At 69.2% G+C, this 15,534-nt stretch carries 16 protein-coding genes and 1 pseudogene; 7 read left to right on the top strand and 10 right to left on the bottom strand.

The genetic code is table 11. The features are described 5' to 3' along the window. A pseudogene (locus tag C8D87_RS47305) lies at positions 1–183 on the top strand (hypothetical protein); the annotation flags it as partial. A gap of 35 nt (positions 184–218) precedes the next feature. Here the strand turns inward: C8D87_RS47305 and C8D87_RS44595 are convergent. The 3 genes from C8D87_RS44595 to zapE all read right to left on the bottom strand — a co-directional run bounded on the left by C8D87_RS44595 (position 219) and on the right by zapE (position 3,202). Continuing rightward, the gene (locus C8D87_RS44595; RefSeq protein WP_112232700.1) at positions 219–1,814 is read right to left on the bottom strand and encodes an ABC-F family ATP-binding cassette domain-containing protein; all 1,596 of its coding nucleotides are present in this window, start codon (positions 1,812–1,814) and stop codon (positions 219–221) included. Positions 1,815–1,863: 49 nt separating this feature from the next. Further along, positions 1,864–2,109 (bottom strand): DUF3040 domain-containing protein, encoded by a 246-nt coding sequence (locus C8D87_RS44590; protein WP_170166825.1) that lies wholly within the window; start codon positions 2,107–2,109, stop codon positions 1,864–1,866. A gap of 103 nt (positions 2,110–2,212) precedes the next feature. Beyond that, a complete protein-coding gene (gene zapE, locus C8D87_RS44585; RefSeq protein WP_112232696.1) occupies positions 2,213–3,202 on the bottom strand; it encodes a cell division protein ZapE in 990 nt (329 codons plus the stop codon). A gap of 66 nt (positions 3,203–3,268) precedes the next feature. Between zapE and C8D87_RS44580 the strand changes: the two genes are divergently transcribed. Then, positions 3,269–3,952 (top strand): pyrimidine reductase family protein, encoded by a 684-nt coding sequence (locus tag C8D87_RS44580; RefSeq protein WP_233442585.1) that lies wholly within the window; start codon positions 3,269–3,271, stop codon positions 3,950–3,952. A gap of 17 nt (positions 3,953–3,969) precedes the next feature. Beyond that, complete coding sequence (locus C8D87_RS44575; RefSeq protein WP_109642650.1) at positions 3,970–5,043, top strand: ATP-dependent DNA ligase; 1,074 nt, start codon at positions 3,970–3,972, stop codon at positions 5,041–5,043. Here C8D87_RS44575 and C8D87_RS44570 read toward each other — a convergent pair. Further along, positions 5,040–5,909, bottom strand: coding sequence for an EamA family transporter (locus C8D87_RS44570; RefSeq protein WP_233440288.1), 870 nt, complete (start codon positions 5,907–5,909; stop codon positions 5,040–5,042). The two genes, C8D87_RS44575 and C8D87_RS44570, sit on opposite strands and share 4 nt — an antisense overlap. Positions 5,910–6,088: 179 nt before the next feature. On the opposite strand from C8D87_RS44570, the gene C8D87_RS44565 reads away from it, so the two are divergent. Beyond that, a complete protein-coding gene (locus C8D87_RS44565) occupies positions 6,089–7,591 on the top strand; it encodes an alpha/beta hydrolase (protein WP_233442584.1) in 1,503 nt (500 codons plus the stop codon). A gap of 290 nt (positions 7,592–7,881) precedes the next feature. Here the strand turns inward: C8D87_RS44565 and C8D87_RS44560 are convergent, their stop codons facing one another. The 6 genes from C8D87_RS44560 to C8D87_RS44535 form a co-directional block, all read right to left on the bottom strand. After that, positions 7,882–8,589, bottom strand: coding sequence for a DUF6319 family protein (locus C8D87_RS44560; protein WP_233442583.1), 708 nt, complete (start codon positions 8,587–8,589; stop codon positions 7,882–7,884). A 71-nt stretch (positions 8,590–8,660) separates the two neighbouring features. Then, positions 8,661–9,569, bottom strand: a complete 909-nt coding sequence (locus C8D87_RS44555; protein WP_170166824.1) for a DUF1996 domain-containing protein — start codon at positions 9,567–9,569, stop codon at positions 8,661–8,663. A gap of 94 nt (positions 9,570–9,663) precedes the next feature. Then, complete coding sequence (locus C8D87_RS44550; protein ID WP_109642641.1) at positions 9,664–9,864, bottom strand: hypothetical protein; 201 nt, start codon at positions 9,862–9,864, stop codon at positions 9,664–9,666. Between the two features lie 73 nt (positions 9,865–9,937). Next, entirely contained in the window at positions 9,938–10,744 is an 807-nt protein-coding gene (locus C8D87_RS44545; protein ID WP_233442582.1) for a phosphotransferase family protein, read from the bottom strand. Positions 10,745–10,805: 61 nt separating this feature from the next. Then, positions 10,806–11,816: a non-homologous end-joining DNA ligase gene (gene ligD / locus C8D87_RS44540; RefSeq protein WP_112232686.1), complete on the bottom strand. Its 1,011-nt coding sequence runs from the start codon at positions 11,814–11,816 to the stop codon at positions 10,806–10,808. Between the two features lie 9 nt (positions 11,817–11,825). Next, on the bottom strand, positions 11,826–12,425 hold the full coding sequence (locus C8D87_RS44535) for a TetR/AcrR family transcriptional regulator (RefSeq protein WP_170155376.1): 600 nt from the start codon (positions 12,423–12,425) through the stop codon (positions 11,826–11,828). A gap of 40 nt (positions 12,426–12,465) precedes the next feature. On the opposite strand from C8D87_RS44535, the gene C8D87_RS44530 reads away from it, so the two are divergent. Genes C8D87_RS44530 through C8D87_RS44520 form a run of 3 tightly spaced genes read left to right on the top strand, consistent with a single transcriptional unit; the run spans position 12,466 to position 15,529 of the window. Further along, the gene (locus tag C8D87_RS44530; RefSeq protein WP_112232684.1) at positions 12,466–13,611 is read left to right on the top strand and encodes an acyl-CoA dehydrogenase family protein; all 1,146 of its coding nucleotides are present in this window, start codon (positions 12,466–12,468) and stop codon (positions 13,609–13,611) included. A 10-nt stretch (positions 13,612–13,621) separates the two neighbouring features. Then, complete coding sequence (locus C8D87_RS44525; protein WP_109642632.1) at positions 13,622–14,791, top strand: acyl-CoA dehydrogenase family protein; 1,170 nt, start codon at positions 13,622–13,624, stop codon at positions 14,789–14,791. 15 nt (positions 14,792–14,806) lie between these two features. Then, positions 14,807–15,529 (top strand): MaoC/PaaZ C-terminal domain-containing protein, encoded by a 723-nt coding sequence (locus tag C8D87_RS44520; protein WP_146772106.1) that lies wholly within the window; start codon positions 14,807–14,809, stop codon positions 15,527–15,529. Positions 15,530–15,534: the final 5 nt, after the last annotated feature.

Raw genomic sequence — 15,534 nt, 5'->3', positions numbered from 1 at the left:
CACGACCTCATCCACCACTCCCACTGGCAGATCCAGATGATCAGCGGCCTACCGCACTTCCGGCCGCCCGCGTTCATCGACCCACAACGAAAACCACGCAACAACCAACTCCACACCGCAAGCCAACCCGTAGCAGCAAACGCTGCCACGACACCGCATCGCGGCCTGATCCACACCGCCTGACGGTGCCGTTGGAAGGCAGCTACCCGTAGTCCGCGCTACGTCCAGACCGGCTCGTCCACTTCAGACACTCGGCCGTCCGCCCGGAAGTGCAGGAACCGGTCGAACGACTTGGCGAACCACCTGTCGTGGGTGACCGCGACGACCGTGCCCTCGAAGTCGTTCAGCGCGTTCTGCAATGCCTCCGCCGAGGCCAGGTCGAGGTTGTCGGTCGGTTCGTCGAGCAGCAGCAACGTCGCCCCGGACAGCTCCAGCAGCAGGATCTGGAACCGCGCCTGCTGCCCGCCCGAGAGGTTCTCGAATCGCTGGTCGCCCGCCTTGTCCAGGCCGTACCGCTTCAGCACGGACATCGCGGCGCCGCGGTCACGGCCGGCGCGCTGGTCGTCGCCGTGCCAGAGGATGTCCACGAGCGTGCGGCCGATCCACTCCGGGTGCTCGTGCGTCTGCGCGAACAGGCCCGGCACGACGCGTGCGCCCAGCTTCCACGCGCCGGTGGTGCGGACGTCGTCACCGCTCAGCAGCCGCAGGAAGTGGCTCTTGCCCGAGCCGTTCGAACCCAGCACCGCGACCCGGTCGCCGAAGAAGATCTCCTGCGAGAACGGCTTCATCAGGCCGGTCAGCTCCAGCTGCTCGCACGTGATCGCGCGAACGCCGGTGCGGCCGCCCTTCAGCCGCGGGTTGACCTTCTCGTCGGTGGGGATCTCCGGCGGTGGACCGGCCTCCTCGAACCGTTGCAGGCGGGCGGCCATCACGCGGTACTTCGGCGCCATCGACTCGTAGTACTTCGCCTGCTGCTGCAGCGTGCGCACGAGCTCCTTCAGGCGCTCGTGCTCCTCGTTCCAGCGGCGGTGATCTTCCTGGAGCTTCTCGATGCGTTTGGCGCGGGCGGCGTGCCAGGTCGCGAACGAGCCGGCGTGCGTCCACGCGGAGTGCGCCTCGATGGTGACGACGTGCGTGGCGGCGTTGGCCAGCAGCTCGCGGTCGTGGCTGACGACGAGCACGGCCTTGTCGGTGGCCTTCAGGCGTTCTTCCAGCCAGCGCTTGCCGGGAACGTCGAGGTAGTTGTCCGGCTCGTCGAGCAGCAGCACCTGTTCGTGGCCGCGCAGCAGCGTCTCCAGGACCAGGCGTTTCTGTTCGCCGCCGGACAGCGTGCGGACTTCGCGGAACCGTGCGCGGTCATAGGGCAGGCCGAGCGCAAGAACGGTGACGGTGTCCCACAGGACCTCGATGTCGTAGCCGCCGGCCTCGCCGTAGCTGGTGAGGGCGTTGGCGTAGCGCATCTGGGCGGCTTCGTCGTCGGTGTCCATCAGCGCGAGCTCGGCCTCGTCGAGTTCTGATGCGGCCTCACGCAACGCTGGAGGTGCGACGGAGAGCAGCAGGTCGCGGACGAGCGAGGAGTCGCGGACCGAGCCGATGAACTGCGGCATCACCGCCAGGCCGCCCTGCACGTGCACGCTGCCCAGCTTCGGGGCGAGCTCGCCGGACAGGATGCGTTGCAGCGTCGTCTTGCCCACGCCGTTCGCGCCGACCAGCGCGACGACGGTGCCGCCGCTCACCTTGAACGAGACGTCGCGGAACAGCTCCCGGCCGTCCGGCAGCGTGTACGCGAGCCCGTTCGCTTCCAGATACCCCACGCCGGAGATCGTCGGGGGTCCCCGGTCGTGAACGCCAGCGAGTTTCCGGCTACCGGAGTCTGATCGGGTAGCGGCGCAGGACCAGCGCGGCAGCCGTCACCAGCAGGCACTGGAACGCGGGACCGAGCGCGCCGATCACCGTCAGGAGCACGGTGAGTCCGCCGAACACGAGCAGCAAGAGGTAGAACAACCAAGGCCGAACCTGGTGGTTCAGGGTGCGGGCGAGCCTGGGTTCTTCAGCTGACAGCCGCTGCTCGATCTCCTGGAGCGAGCGGCGTTCGGCCTCACTCAGCATCGGTGCCTCCGGAAGACATCGGGACGTCCTCATTCCCGCTCGTCACCCCAGTGGATACTCGAACGTCGCCGCAGTCAAACTTGCGTCGCTCGATCGTTGGCGATCAGCGGCTCAGCGCGACCAGCCGGGAGACCGCGCGGAGGTACTTCTTGCGGTAGCCGCCGCGCAGCATCTCGTCGGTGAACAGCTCCGACAACGGCTGACCCGACACCGCGACCGGGATGTCGCGGTCGTAGAGCCGGTCGCCGAACGCCACGAGCCGCAACGCCACCGACTGGTCCGGTGCCGGCTTCACGTCCTTCAGGTGCACCGCCGAGACACCGTCGAGGAGGCGGCCGTACTTCGACGGGTGGATGCGGGCCAGTGCCTTGCACAGGTCGTCGAAGTCGTCGATCGTCGAGCCCTCGGTGCTCGCGGCCTTGGACTGCAGCTCGTCGTCGGACATCGGCGGCGGCGCGTCGGGCAGGCCGCGGTGGCGGTAGTCGGGGCCGTCGACGCGCACGACGTCGAACTTCGAGGACATCGACTGGATCTCGCGCAGGAAGTCGGCGGCGGCGAACCGGCCCTCGCCGAGCTTGTCCGGCAGCGTGTTCGAGGTGGCGGCGATGAAGACGCCCTGCGCCGTCAGTTCCTTGATCAGGCGGGTGACCAGCATGGTGTCGCCGGGGTCGTCGAGCTCGAACTCGTCGATGGCGAGGAGCTTGTGGCCGCTCAGGCGTTTGACGGCCTCGGGGAAGGTCAGGACGCCGACGAGGTTGGTCAGCTCGACGAACGTGCCGTACGCCTTGGGGCCGGGGACGGCGTGCCAGAGCGACGCGAGCAGGTGGGTCTTGCCGACGCCGAAGCCGCCGTCGAGGTAGAGGCCGAGCTTGCCCTCGTCCTCGGTCCTGGAGCCGAACAGCGACCACTTCTTGCGCTTCAGGCTGACGCGCGCGGCGAACAGGCGGCCGGCCTCGACGGCGGCGGCCTGGCTGGGCTCGTCCGGGTTGGGGAGGTAGCTGTCGAAGCTGACGTGGTCGAACCTGGGTGGCGGCACCAGGCTCTCGATCAGTTCGTCAGCCCCGATCTGGGGATCCCGGTCGGACAAGCGCATGCCCGCACCCTATCGGCGTGATGGGATGTGTTCGTGCAGATGTTGTGGCCCTCACCGGGCGTTGAGATGACCGACACAGCACTCGAGTCGCTCTACGAGTACCCCGCGGACCGGACGTGGGTGACCGCGAACTTCGTGTCCAGCGTGGACGGTGCCGTGTCGGTCGACGGACGTTCGGCAGGGCTGGGCTCGCCCGCGGACAGGCAGATCTACCTGCTCGGGCGCGACCTGGCCGACGTCGTGCTGGTGGGCGCGGGCACCGTGCTGGTCGAGGGCTACCGGGGCGCGCGGCCCGATCTCGAACGACGGGCGCGGCTCGGCCTGCCCGCCGCGTTGCCGATCGCGGTCGTGACGGCGCGCGGGACGCTGACGCCCGAGCTGCCGCTGTTCACGAACACCGCGGTGCCACCGATCGTGATCACCTGCGCTGCCGCCGGACTGTCCGGGCTGCCCGCCGACGTGATCGTCGCCGGCGACACGGAGGTCGATCTGCGGGTTGCCGTCGAGGAGCTGGCCGCGCGGGGGTTGCGGCGGATCAACCTGGAGGGCGGGCCGACGCTGTTCGGCTCGATGGTGGCCGAGGGTCTGGTGGACGAGCTGAACCTGACGATCTCGCCTCTGCTCGCGGTGGGCGACGCGCCGCGAATCGCGCACGGCCCGGTCATCCCGCCCGCGGATCTGTCGTTGCGCTCGGTTCTGCGCGCCGACGACGTGCTTCTGATGCGGTATCGGCGGCGAAATTCCAGCTGAAGAGGCAGGATGACGGTGTGGAACTTGCGGACCTACCCGTGACACCGCCTCTGCAGCCGATGCTCGCCACTGCGGTCGACGGCATACCGGATTCCTCAGACCTCGTGTTCGAGCCGAAGTGGGACGGTTTCCGCTGCGTGGTGTTCCGCGCGGGCGACGAGGTCTTCCTGCAGTCCCGCAGCGGCAAGCCGCTCAACCGCTACTTCCCCGAGGTCGTCGCCTCGATGCTGGAGGTCCTCCCCGAGCGCGCGGTCGTCGACGGTGAGCTGGTCGTGGCGCGCGACGAGGAGCTCGACTTCGACGCTCTCTCCGAACGCATCCACCCGGCGGCTTCGCGGGTGGCTCTGCTGTCCGAGTCGACGCCGGCCACGTTCGTCGCGTTCGACCTGCTGGCGCTGGGTTCCGACGTGCTGCTGGAGTCGCCGACCGTGGCCCGGCGCGAGGCGCTGCTGAAGATCCCGGACCTGAACATCACGCCCGCGACCACGTCCGCCGAGACCGCGCGCGAGTGGTTCACGCTGTTCGAGGGCGCCGGCCTGGACGGCGTGATGGGCAAGCCGGCGGACGGCCCGTACACGCCGGGCAAGCGCACGATGATCAAGGTGAAGCACGCCCGCACCGCGGACGTCGTGCTGGCGGGCCTGCGCTGGCACAAGGACACCGAGCCCGGCACCGCCGTCGGCTCACTGCTGCTCGGCGTCTACGACTCGAACGACCTGTTGCACCACATCGGCGTCTGCGGGTCGTTCAAGGCAGCCGAACGCCGCGAGCTCGCCACCGAGCTCGCACCGCTGATCACCGAGTCCGACGACCACCCGTGGGCGAATCCCCAGCCGGGCCAGCGGATTCCCGGCGAGATCAACCGGTGGCGCGGCAAGCAGGCCGAGTACGTGGCGCTGCGCCCCGAGCGGGTGCTGGAGATCCACTACACCCAGACCGAGGGGGAGCATCCGGTGCGGCTGCGGCACAACGGCCAGTTCGCGCGGTGGCGTCCCGACCGCGAGCCGCTGTCGTGCCGCTACGACCAGCTGGAGATCCCGGCACGTTACGACGTGGCCTCGGTGCTGAAGGGCGAGCTCCGCCCCCGTTAGGCCTCCGGCCGCGCCGAGCGCGTCGCCCCGACCGAGGCGATGACGACGCAACACACGGCGACCCACTGCGCCGGCTTGAGGTGTTCCCCGAGCAGCAGCAGACCGGCCAGCGCGGCCACGGCCGGTTCCAGCGACATCAGGATCCCGAACACCCGCGGAGGCATGCGCCGCAACGCTTCCAGCTCCAGCGAGTACGGGATCACCGACGACATCAAGGCCACCGCGAACGCCGCCGCCAGCACGACAGGGTCCAGCATCGCGGTACCGGCGGACGAGACGCCGAACGGCAACGCGACCGCCGACCCCACCACCATCGCCAGAGCGAGGCCCTTGCCGTCGGTGGTCTTGCTGCCGAGCTTGGCCGTCACCAGGATGTACGCCGCCCAGCACGCACCGGCGGCCAGCGCGAACAGCACGCCCGACAACGCCAGACCGCCCTGCACCCGCGTCAGCAGCACCACGCCGACGCCCGCGAGCAGCACCCACACGCCGTCGAGCCAGCGCCGCGAACCCGCGACGGCCACCGCCAGCGGGCCGAGGAATTCGATCGTCACCGCGGCGCCGAGCGGGATGCGTTCGAGCGCGAAGTAGAAGCAGAGGTTCATCGCGGCGAGCACCACGCCGTAGGTCAGGACGACCGCAAGTGTGCGGCGGTCCAGGCGCAGCGACGGCCGCCAGATCGCGACCAGCACGATCGCGGCGACGACCAGCCGCAGCGTCACCGTGCCTGCCGCGCCCGCGACCGTGAACAGCTGCTTCGCGAGGGCCGCGCCCACCTGCACGCTGACGATGCCGAGCAGCACGAGCGCCGTCGGCGGGATGCCGCCGACGAGCCTGGCGGCGGGAAGCCGATCAGCGTGAGCCATGGCTCCCATCCTCACTCAGGGCTGTCGCGCGGGGCATCCCATATATGCGTGCCGGTGAGCCAGCACACAGGGACCTCACTTACCGCGTTCTCACCTCTGACGTGCGACGCTCAGCTCCCCCTGAGAGTGAACGAGAGTGAGGGACATCTGTGCGTCGCGCTGCCTTGGTCCTACTGGCAGTGAGCGTGCTGACGGCGTGCAGCGCGGGACCCTCGACCCGGCCGGTGATCGCGGTCAAGGGCGAGGAGAACCAGCCCGTCGACCAGAGCGCGCTCGCGGGGCCGCAGCCCGTGCCGCCGCTCAGCCAGTACCGGACGGACTCGCTGGGCTGGTCGCCGTGCAACGAGCAGATGAAGGACCGCCTCGGCGCCGATGCTCCCCAGGGCGATCAAACGTACGAATGCGCGCGCATGACCGTCGTGCTGGACCCGCCGGGACGTCCCGGGCGGGGCACGCTCGGTCTCGCGCTGATGCGCGTCGGCACGGGCAAGAGCGCGCTGGTCGTGGTCAACGACCCCGGTGGCGAGCCGGGCACGATGAAGGCCGCGCGGCTCGCGGCGGCGTTGCCCAAGGAGATCCTCAGCACCTACACGATCATCGGCGTGGACCGGCGCGGCACCGGCCGTTCGGACGGCATGTCGTGCGTGCCGCCGGCGACCCGCTCGCAGCTCGTCGAGTACGACCCCGCGGAGGCCGAGCAGTCGAGCCTCGTCGTCGCCGCCGGTGACGCGGCGCAGGAGTGCGTGCTCGACCTCGAAGGCAGGCTGACCGCGTTCGACTCGTGGCGCGCGGCCGCCGACCTCGAACGGCTCCGCGACTACCTCGGCACCGACCGGCTCAACGCCATCGGGCTGGGCGAGGGCTCGCGCGTCCTCACGACCTACGCCCAGCGCTACCCGAACCGCATCGGCCGCGTCGTGCTGGACGGCGCCCCCGACCCCGCGCTCGACCAGGCCGGCGTCCTGGAGTCGCGTGCCGCGGCGTCCGAGGCGGCGTTCGAGGCGTTCGCCCGCGACTGCAAGATCCGCGGCTGCGCGCTGGCGAACCCGCGCGAGGACGTCCAGGCGCTGCTGACCCAGCTGCGGTCCGGACGGCTGCGCGGCGAGTACGTGGACCTCACGCCCGGCTCCGCGCTGAACGCGATCCTGACCGGTCTGGCGGACCGCTCGCGCTGGCCCCAGCTGGCCGACGCGCTGGTGAAGGCTCGCGCCGGCGACGGCAGCGGCCTGTTCTCACTGCTCGACCCGCTGGTGAACGACCTCGACGAGAACCCGCCGCGCTTCGACGCGGGACTGATCATCGGCTGCAACGACACCGCGACCCGCATCCCACCGGATCGGGTGAAGGCGCTGACCGCCGACTGGCAGGGCAAGTACGCGATGTTCGGCGCGCTGTTCGCCCGCAAGCTGCTGCAGTGCACCCCGTTCCCGGCGCCCAAGGCCGAGAAGCTCGACCCGTTGAAGAGCGCGCCGCCGATCGTCGTGCTCAGCACGGCCAACGACGTCTCGACGCCCGCGTCCGGGACCGAGCACACGGCGCAGCGGCTGCCGGGGTCGGTGTTGATCGGCTGGCAGGGCAGCGGTCACGGGGCGCTGACGAAGTCGGGCTGTGCCACGACGGCGGTGCGCGACTACCTGATCGACGCGAAGGTGCCGTCGAACGGCACGGTCTGCCCGCCCTGACCCTGCCCGGCCTGATCCTTCTGGGGAACGACGGCGGGGAGCCTCCCGCGGCCAGATCGCGGGACGCTCCCCGAGCGAATCTTGTGTCAGCAGCTCGAACAGCAGCCGCAGCCGGGACCCGTGCACCCGGAACAGCACCCACACGTACCCATCAGGGCCTCCCCGTACTCCAAGCCGGACCTGCGCGGGACCTCCGCGCATCCCACGGTCCGCCCCGGCACCAGCCGTGGGAAGTCCTCTCACCCGAACGCGACGGCACAACCACCGGGGCGTCGCAGCGTGTGACCGCGCTACGCGCCCAGATCCTCCAGCGCTTTCTGAGCTGCCTCCAATTCGGCCCGCAACTGCTCCACACGCGCCAGCTGCTGAGCACGCGCCGCGTTCAGGACGCCCTCGACGATCTCGGCGACCTCGGGGGTGAGCAGCTTCGCGGCCTGGGCCACGGCGGCCGGCGACACCGGGGTCGGGCGGACCGCCCTGCGGGTGCCCTGCAGCACCTCCACCGTCCACTCGCCCTCGCCCACCGCCACCAGCGTGACGGTGACCTCGGGTGTGGCGCCCTTGGCCGGCTTGCGCGCGGGCTTCGCCGGCGCCGGCTCGGCGGCGGCGGGGGCGGCAGCGGGTTTCGGCTTGGGGGCCGCGGGCTTCACCGGCGCCTCCGGAACGTAGGGGTAGAGGATCTCAGTCTCTCGCGGCGGCTCCGGTGGCGCAGGAGGCGGGGCCGCCGGCTTCTTGCGCGGCGGGGGCTTCTCCAGCGTCAGTTCCGCCGGCGAGAACGACATCTCGTCCTTCGACCCGGTCGGGCGCACCTGGATGAAATCGCCCTCCTCCGGTTCGGTGAACGAGAGAACCTTCGCCGACCTCCCCGCCTCCATGCCCACCGCGGCCGCCGTGAACCACACCAGCGGCTGGGTGCCTCCGTCCAGCTGCGAGCGCAGGCTGTCGACGTCGTCCGCCGACAGCCCGCTCTTCTTCGCCATCGCGCTGCCTCCCGCCATTCGAACACCTGTGCCCCAGCATGCCCTACACCCCTGACAATTCTGAGCACCGGGTCGGCAGCAAGATCTTTTTACGGGTTGCCGTCGGTTCCGCAGATGTAGCCGGCGTTGATGCAGTTCCTGACGCGCCGTTGCAGTTCCGCCGGATCCCACGCGTTCATGAAGTCACCGTGGAACGTGTAGCCGGGCGCGCTGGTCACGTTCACCCCGTTGCGCGTGCCTCCCAATGACAACCCGGTCCCGTTCACCGGATAGGTGATCAGGAACTCCAGCCGCGGCACCACCACCGGGTGCGACGGCGGGCAGACCAGCCCGACCGCGAACGCCATGTGGTCCCGGTGGTTCGGCGAGTCGAGGTCCCGTCCGTTCCAGCACGTCGGGAAGTCCAGATAGGTCTCGACCTTCGTGCCCGGCGGGCAGACCAGGAAGTCTCGGCTGGACGGCGACTGCGTGGTGCACGACCACCGCGCGGCCGGATTTTCGGCAGCCGACGCCGCCTTCGCGTTGCCCACCACGTACCGCAGCCCCTGCGGGTGCGCGACCGCCTTCTCCCGGTCGTGAATGCCCTGGTAGTAGATCGTCACGCTGTCGGGCGCGACGGGTTGTCCGTTCTTGTACAGCGTCGGCACCCAGTACGCCGACTTGTCCGACACCGGATTGCAGTTCGTCGCCCCCGCGCGCAACGACGTCAGCGTCGAGAACGCGTTCGTCGTCCGGTTGCCGAAGAACTCGTGCATGTGCGAGACACCCGACTGGTTCTGGAACACGATCGGGTCATCCTGCCCGCGATGACTGGCCGCGCAGGTCACCCGGAACTCGGATCCCGGTATCGCCTGCTGCTCGGCCATGGCCCGCGCCTGCTCAGCGCTGTAGACGTGACCGTGTCCCGCGTGGGACACCCCCGGCTGCCCGACGACCAGCCCGGCCGCCACGAGCGACATCGCCACCGCCGCGATGCCGATCGCTCCTCGAATCCGCACGTGCATGGAAACTCCTCTCGCACCACAGTGTGTGAGAGCGCTCTCATGACAAACGGTAAACCCTATTGCCTGTACATGTCCACGTGAGGATCGCTCAGGCTTCCTCGGCGCGCAGCCGGTACTCACACCCGTACTCGACCGCGTACGACAGGTCGTAGATGTGCACGATCTTGGGTCCGCCGTGCAGGTGCACGTGCGTCACGGTCAGCTTCGGATCCTCCGGAGCTGACGGCAACGAGTCGACCCGGCCGTCGAGGGGACCGCCGACGTACCGCACGACATAGGGCTGGGACACGGCGACCTCCTCTCGCGTTCCCCACATTCTACGAGGCCGGCAGCTGGATCAGTCCCCGATACAGCCGGTTGGCTCACTCCGAGAACCACCGGACGGCGAGTTCGTCGAGCGTGTCGGCCTCCGGCATGTCTTTCATGAACCACGGCACATTGCTGTACACGTGCAGCAGCGTGTAAGCCATCACCCGCCGCGGGTCCGGCACCCGCCCGTACGCGTCGACCATCGCCTTCCAGCACCGGCGGTCGCCCTTCGTCACGAAGATCCCCGCGCCGACGAACTCGTACTCGAACGCCCCGCGCATGGCCGGCTCGAAGTCGAAGAGTCCCGACAGCTTCCCGTTCTGCTGCAACAGGTGCACGTTCATGACCTCGGTGTGCAGCAACACCGGCCGCGGCTCCCCGAGATCCACGCTGTCGAGGAACTCAGGAATCTGCTCCAGCCACCGCTCCGGCAGTTTCCGCTTCTCTTGCTGCGCAACACATCCGGCCTTCTGCTCGGCCACGAACGCCGCCCAGTTCCCCGGCTCCAGCACCTCCGGCGGCGCGATCTCGTGCAACGCCGCCAGCACCTCACCGACCTGAGCACTGATCTCGACGTCCGGCACGTCGGGCTCCTCGCCGTGCAACCGCGACATCAGCACGTAAGCCCACTCGCCGAGCACACCGGTGTCGTGCAGCTCCGGAGTCGGCACCGGCAGCCTGCCGTGCAACGCCTCCATCACCGCGACCTCGGTCGGCACCTCGTCGTGGTGCTCCGGCGGCCACAGCTTCAGCACCAGGTCGTCACCGATGGCGAAGACGGGCAACGAGCCCTCCTCGAACCGCACCACGTCGCCACGCAGGCCAAGGCGGTCACGCAACAGCTCACCGTCAGGTTCCACGCGGTGATCATCACCCGTCGGGCAACCGAATTGCAGTTCAGCAGCTCACGACGGTCGCTCGTCACTCCTGTTTGCGCGCCCGCGACGGCTGCACGCGCATCGGCTCGCCCGGCATCTTCGGGTAGTCCGGCGGGTACGGCATCTCACCGCGCGGATCAGCCGCGTACCACTCCAGCAGGGTCTCGATGCCGAACGCCTCGGAGTCCAGCCCCGAATGCGGATCACCGCGCTCCTCCAAATACTTCGGCACGGTCAGCACGTCGAAGTCATCGGGATCCACAGTGGACAGTTCATCCCACGTGACCGGAGTCGAGACGGTGGCGCGCGGAGTTCCCCGCACCGACCAGGCCGAGGCGATCGTGCGGTCACGGGCCGCCTGGTTGAAGTCGATGAAGACGCGCGAACCGCGTTCTTCCTTCCACCACGCCGAGGTCGCCAGAGAAGGCGCGCGTTTCTCCACCTCTCGCGCCAGAGCGATCACCGCGTGCCGGACGTCGATGAAGTCCCATTCGGGGCGGATTCGCACGGCGACGTGGATGCCGCGGCCACCGGAGGTCTTGGGATAACCGGTCAGGCCCGCGTCGGCCAGCACTTCGCGCAGCACCGAAGCCACCCGAGCGGCGTCGGAGAAGTCCGTGCCCGGCTGCGGGTCCAGGTCGATGCGGAGCTCGTCGGGGTGGTCTACGTCAGGACGACGGACGGGCCACGGGTGGAAGTCGAAGGTGCCGAGGTTGGCGGCCCACACGATCACGGCCTCGGAGGTCGGGCAGATCTCGTCGGCCGGACGGCCGGACGGGAAGCGGACCTGCACGGTCTCGACGTACGGAGGTGCGCCCTTGGGCGCGCGCTTCTGGTAGAACGCCTCGCCCTCGACGCCGTCGACGTAGCGCTTCAGCACGACGGGGCGGTCCCTCAGCACCGACAACAGCACGGGCGCCACGGTGCGGTAGTACTCGACCACCTGACCCTTCGTGATGCCCCGCGCGGGGAAGTAGGGCTTGTCCGGGTTGGACACCCGCACCAGCTGGTCACCGACCTCGAGCTCGATCGCCTTCGACTTCGCAGCAGCCACGCCAGAACACTAAAGGCCCCGGACGAACGCCGCGAGCGCCAGTTCGAAGCTGTCGCGGTCCAGCTCACGTGCGACGCCCGGCAGCAGGTGGGCGCGGTCGAGGTGCGGGTAGCGGCCGGTGTAGTCCGCCGGATCGGAGGAGAAGCCGCTCGAGAACGAGCTCAGGGCCGAGCCGAACACGATGTACATGAGCCCGGCGGCGATCATCGTGGCCTCGCGGCGCGACCAGCCGGCGTCGACCAGTGCGCCGTGCAGGATGTCCAGCCGCTGCAACGACTCGTCACGGCCAGCTGGGCCGTAGGCGAGGAACGGGACGATGTTCGGGTGCGATGACAGCGCCGCACGGTAGGACCGCGCACACCGGAGCAGGCCCTCCCGCCAGTCGACGGAGAAGCCGGAGACGTCGACCGACGACAGGATCGACGAGGCGACGTCGTTCAGGAGCTGGTCCTTGGTGCGGACGTGGCCGTACAGCGACGCCGCCTGCACGCCCAGCTCGGCGGCCAGCTTGCGCATCGAGAGGCCGTCGAGGCCGTCGCGGTCGATGATGGCCAGAGCCACCGACCTGATGCGATCGGGGCTCAGCAGAGGGGTGCTCGGCCGGGGCATGTGGGTTAACCTAACACTGTTCGGTTAATCGGGAGGACCCGTGGACTTGACGCTTTCGGACGAACACCGCCAGCTCAGGGAGCTGGCGCGGCGCTTCACTGACGAGCGCATCGTCCCCCACGCGGCACGCTGGGACCGGGAGGAGGCGATCGACAGGGACCTGGTTCCGGCGCTCGGCGAGGTCGGGTTCCTCGGGCTCGGCATCGACGAGAAGCACGGCGGGTCCGGCGGAGACAACCTCGCGTACTGCCTGGTCCTGGAAGAGGTCGCCCGCGGTGACAGCGCCGTCCGGGGCATCATCTCGGTGTCACTGGGCCTGGTCGCGAAGTCGATCGCGAAGCACGGCACCGAAGAGCAGAAGCAGCGCTGGCTGCCCGGCCTCACCGCGGGCACGGAGATCGGCTGTTTCGCGCTCACCGAACCCGGCACCGGCAGCGACGCCGGCAGCCTCACCACCAAGGCCACCCGGACGGACAACGGCTGGGTCCTCAACGGCCGCAAGGTCTTCATCACCAACGGCACGTGGGCGGACGTCGCGCTCGTCTTCGCCCGCACAGGCGGCCCCGGTCCGAAGGGCATCAGCGCCTTCCTCATACCGACGGACACGCACGGTTTCACCGCCACCGAGATCAAGGGCAAGCTCGGCATGCGCGGCCAGGCCACCGCCGAGATCACCCTCGACGACGTCGAGGTCCCGCACGACGCCCTGCTCAGCGAGGAAGGCTTCAAGCTCGCGATGGGCGCGCTCGACAAGGGCCGCATGTCCGTCGCGGCGGGCTGCGTGGGCGCGGCCAGAGGAGCACTCGAAGCCGCGCTCGGCTACGCCAAGGAACGTGAGCAGTTCGGCAAGCCCATCGCGGGCTTCCAGCTCGTCCAGGAGCTCCTGGCCGACATGGCCGTGGAAACCGATGCCGCGAGGCTCCTGACGTGGCGAGTGGCCGACCTCGCTGACCGAAATCTGCCGTTCAGCACCGAAGCCTCCATGGCCAAGCTCTACGCCAGCGAAGCAGCGGTCAAGGTCGCCAACAACGCCGTCCAGGTCTTCGGCGGCTACGGCTACATCGACGAGTACCCGGTGGGCAAGTACCTCCGGGACGCCCGTGTCACCACCCTCTACGAGGGCACCAGCCAGATCCAGAAACTGCTCATCGGCCGAGCGCTGACGGGCATCAACGCGTTCGTCTGAAGGGAAAGAAATGGACTTCACGCTCGACGCCGAGCAGAAGGAGATCCGCGACTGGGTGCGGACCTTCGTGCGCAAGGAGATCATCCCGCTGGAGCCGGAGGTGCTGCGCCGGGAACGCGCCGGCCAGCCGGGCCTGCCCAAGGACGAGCTGAAGGCGTTGCAGGACAAGGCCAAGCAGGCCGGGTTCTTCGGCGTCCTCACGCCGCAGGAGTACGGCGGCATGGGCCTCGGCGCGATGATGACCGCGCTCATCGAGGCGGAACTCGGCCGCAGCTTCGTCCCGTTCCGGTTCGGCGGCTACGCGGACAACATCCTGTTCCACGGCAACGAGGAGCAGAAGCAGCGCTACCTGCTGCCGACGATCTCCGGCGAACGCGTGTCGTGCTTCGCGATCACCGAGCCCGGCGCGGGCAGTGACGCCAAGGCCATCCGCACGTCCGCCGTGAAGGACGGCAACGAGTGGGTCATCAACGGCGAGAAGACGTTCATCACGCAGGGCAACGAGGCCGACTTCGTGATGGTCTTCGCCGTGACGGACAAGGAGAAGGGCGCCGACGGCGGCGTCACGTGCTTCCTCGTCGACCGCGACATGGGCTGGAAGTCCGAGCCCATCCCGACCATGGGCCAGTGGGGTCCGGCGGCGCTCGTGTTCGACAACGTCCGCGTGCCCGAGGAGAACGTCCTCGGCGAGGTCGGCAAGGGCTTCCACCTCGCGATGCAGTGGATCGGTCAGGGCCGCTACCTGCTGCCCGCCCGCGCGCTCGGCAGCGTCGAGCGCCTCGTCGAGATGGCGATCGAGCAGGCCAAGAACCGCGTCACGTTCGGCCAGCCCATCGCCGAGTACCAGGCGATCCAGTGGATGATCGCGGACTCCGCGGTCGAGATCGAGGCACTGCGCTGGCTCGTGCTGCACGCCGCGTGGCTCGTCGACCAGAAGCAGGACTCGCGGCAGGCGCAGTCCATCGCGAAGCTCTACGGCGGCATCAAGGCCAACGAGATCGTCGACCGCGTCCTGCAGATCCACGGCGGCATGGGCTACACCCGTGAGCTGCCGATCGAGCGCTGGTACCGCGAGCTGCGGCTGCTGCGGATCTACGAGGGCACCGACGAGATCCAGCGCCGCACGATCGCCCGGAATCTCCTCAAGGGTCACGCGAACATCCGGGGAACGCTCGGTTAGCTCTATCTTGGGGTGGTGCTCAACCACAACATCCTCGGCGTCGTCGAGCGACAGGTCCGCACCTGGTCGGCCGACGACGCCGGGGTGTACGCGTCGGCGACGGGCGGCTACTCCCCGGCGTTCGCCATCCCGTTGCTGCAGCACGGCGGCCCGCAGCTGGGCCTGACCGGCGCGGACATGACCCAGGTCCTGCACGCCGAGCAGTCGCTGTGGCTGCACCGGCCGCTCCCGGCGCACGGCTCCACGATCGTCACCAAGACCGTCACCGGCATCTACGACAAGGGTTCGGGAGCGCTGGTCGTCAGCACCTGGGAGTCGGGGTACGCCTCGACGCGCTCGTCGTGCTTCGTCAAGGGCGAAGGCGGTTTCGGCGGCGAGCGCGGTGAGACACGCGAGTTCGGCGTTCCGGACACCGAGCCGGAGGTCAGTTACTTCCGGACGTCGACGAACCAGGCGTTGCGCTACTGCGAGACCGGTGACGTGAACCCGATGCACCACGACCCCGAGTTCGCGCGGAGGGCGGGGTTCCCGAAGCCGATCCTGCATGGCGTGTGCACCCTCGGAATCACCGTGCGCGGCAGGAACTTCACCGAGTTGCACGCCCGGTTCACCGCCCCGGTGCTCCCAGGCGACGAGCTCAGGATCGAGCACTGGGCGACCGGCGAGTTCCGCACCTCGGCCGGCGACCGGCAGGTGCTCGTCGGGTCGGTTCGGTTTTCCGAAGTGGACAGCAGCTGAAAGTC

The sequence above is a fragment of the Lentzea atacamensis genome (assembly GCF_003269295.1).
GTDB lineage: Bacteria > Actinomycetota > Actinomycetes > Mycobacteriales > Pseudonocardiaceae > Lentzea > Lentzea atacamensis.
Note: the sequence above shows the minus strand (reverse complement) of the source record. Positions and strands in the feature narration are given on the sequence as shown.

What these genes read in the sequence shown, in the direction of transcription:
- C8D87_RS44590 (WP_170166825.1), bottom strand. Translation starts at nt 2,109, where the DNA reads ATGCTGAGTGAGGCCGAACGCCGCTCGCTCCAGGAGATCGAGCAGCGG.
- zapE (WP_112232696.1), bottom strand. Translation starts at nt 3,202, where the DNA reads ATGCGCTTGTCCGACCGGGATCCCCAGATCGGGGCTGACGAACTGATC.
- C8D87_RS44580 (WP_233442585.1), top strand. Translation starts at nt 3,269, where the DNA reads ATGACCGACACAGCACTCGAGTCGCTCTACGAGTACCCCGCGGACCGG.
- C8D87_RS44570 (WP_233440288.1), bottom strand. Translation starts at nt 5,909, where the DNA reads ATGGCTCACGCTGATCGGCTTCCCGCCGCCAGGCTCGTCGGCGGCATC.
- C8D87_RS44560 (WP_233442583.1), bottom strand. Translation starts at nt 8,589, where the DNA reads ATGGCGGGAGGCAGCGCGATGGCGAAGAAGAGCGGGCTGTCGGCGGAC.
- C8D87_RS44535 (WP_170155376.1), bottom strand. Translation starts at nt 12,425, where the DNA reads ATGCCCCGGCCGAGCACCCCTCTGCTGAGCCCCGATCGCATCAGGTCG.
- C8D87_RS44525 (WP_109642632.1), top strand. Translation starts at nt 13,622, where the DNA reads ATGGACTTCACGCTCGACGCCGAGCAGAAGGAGATCCGCGACTGGGTG.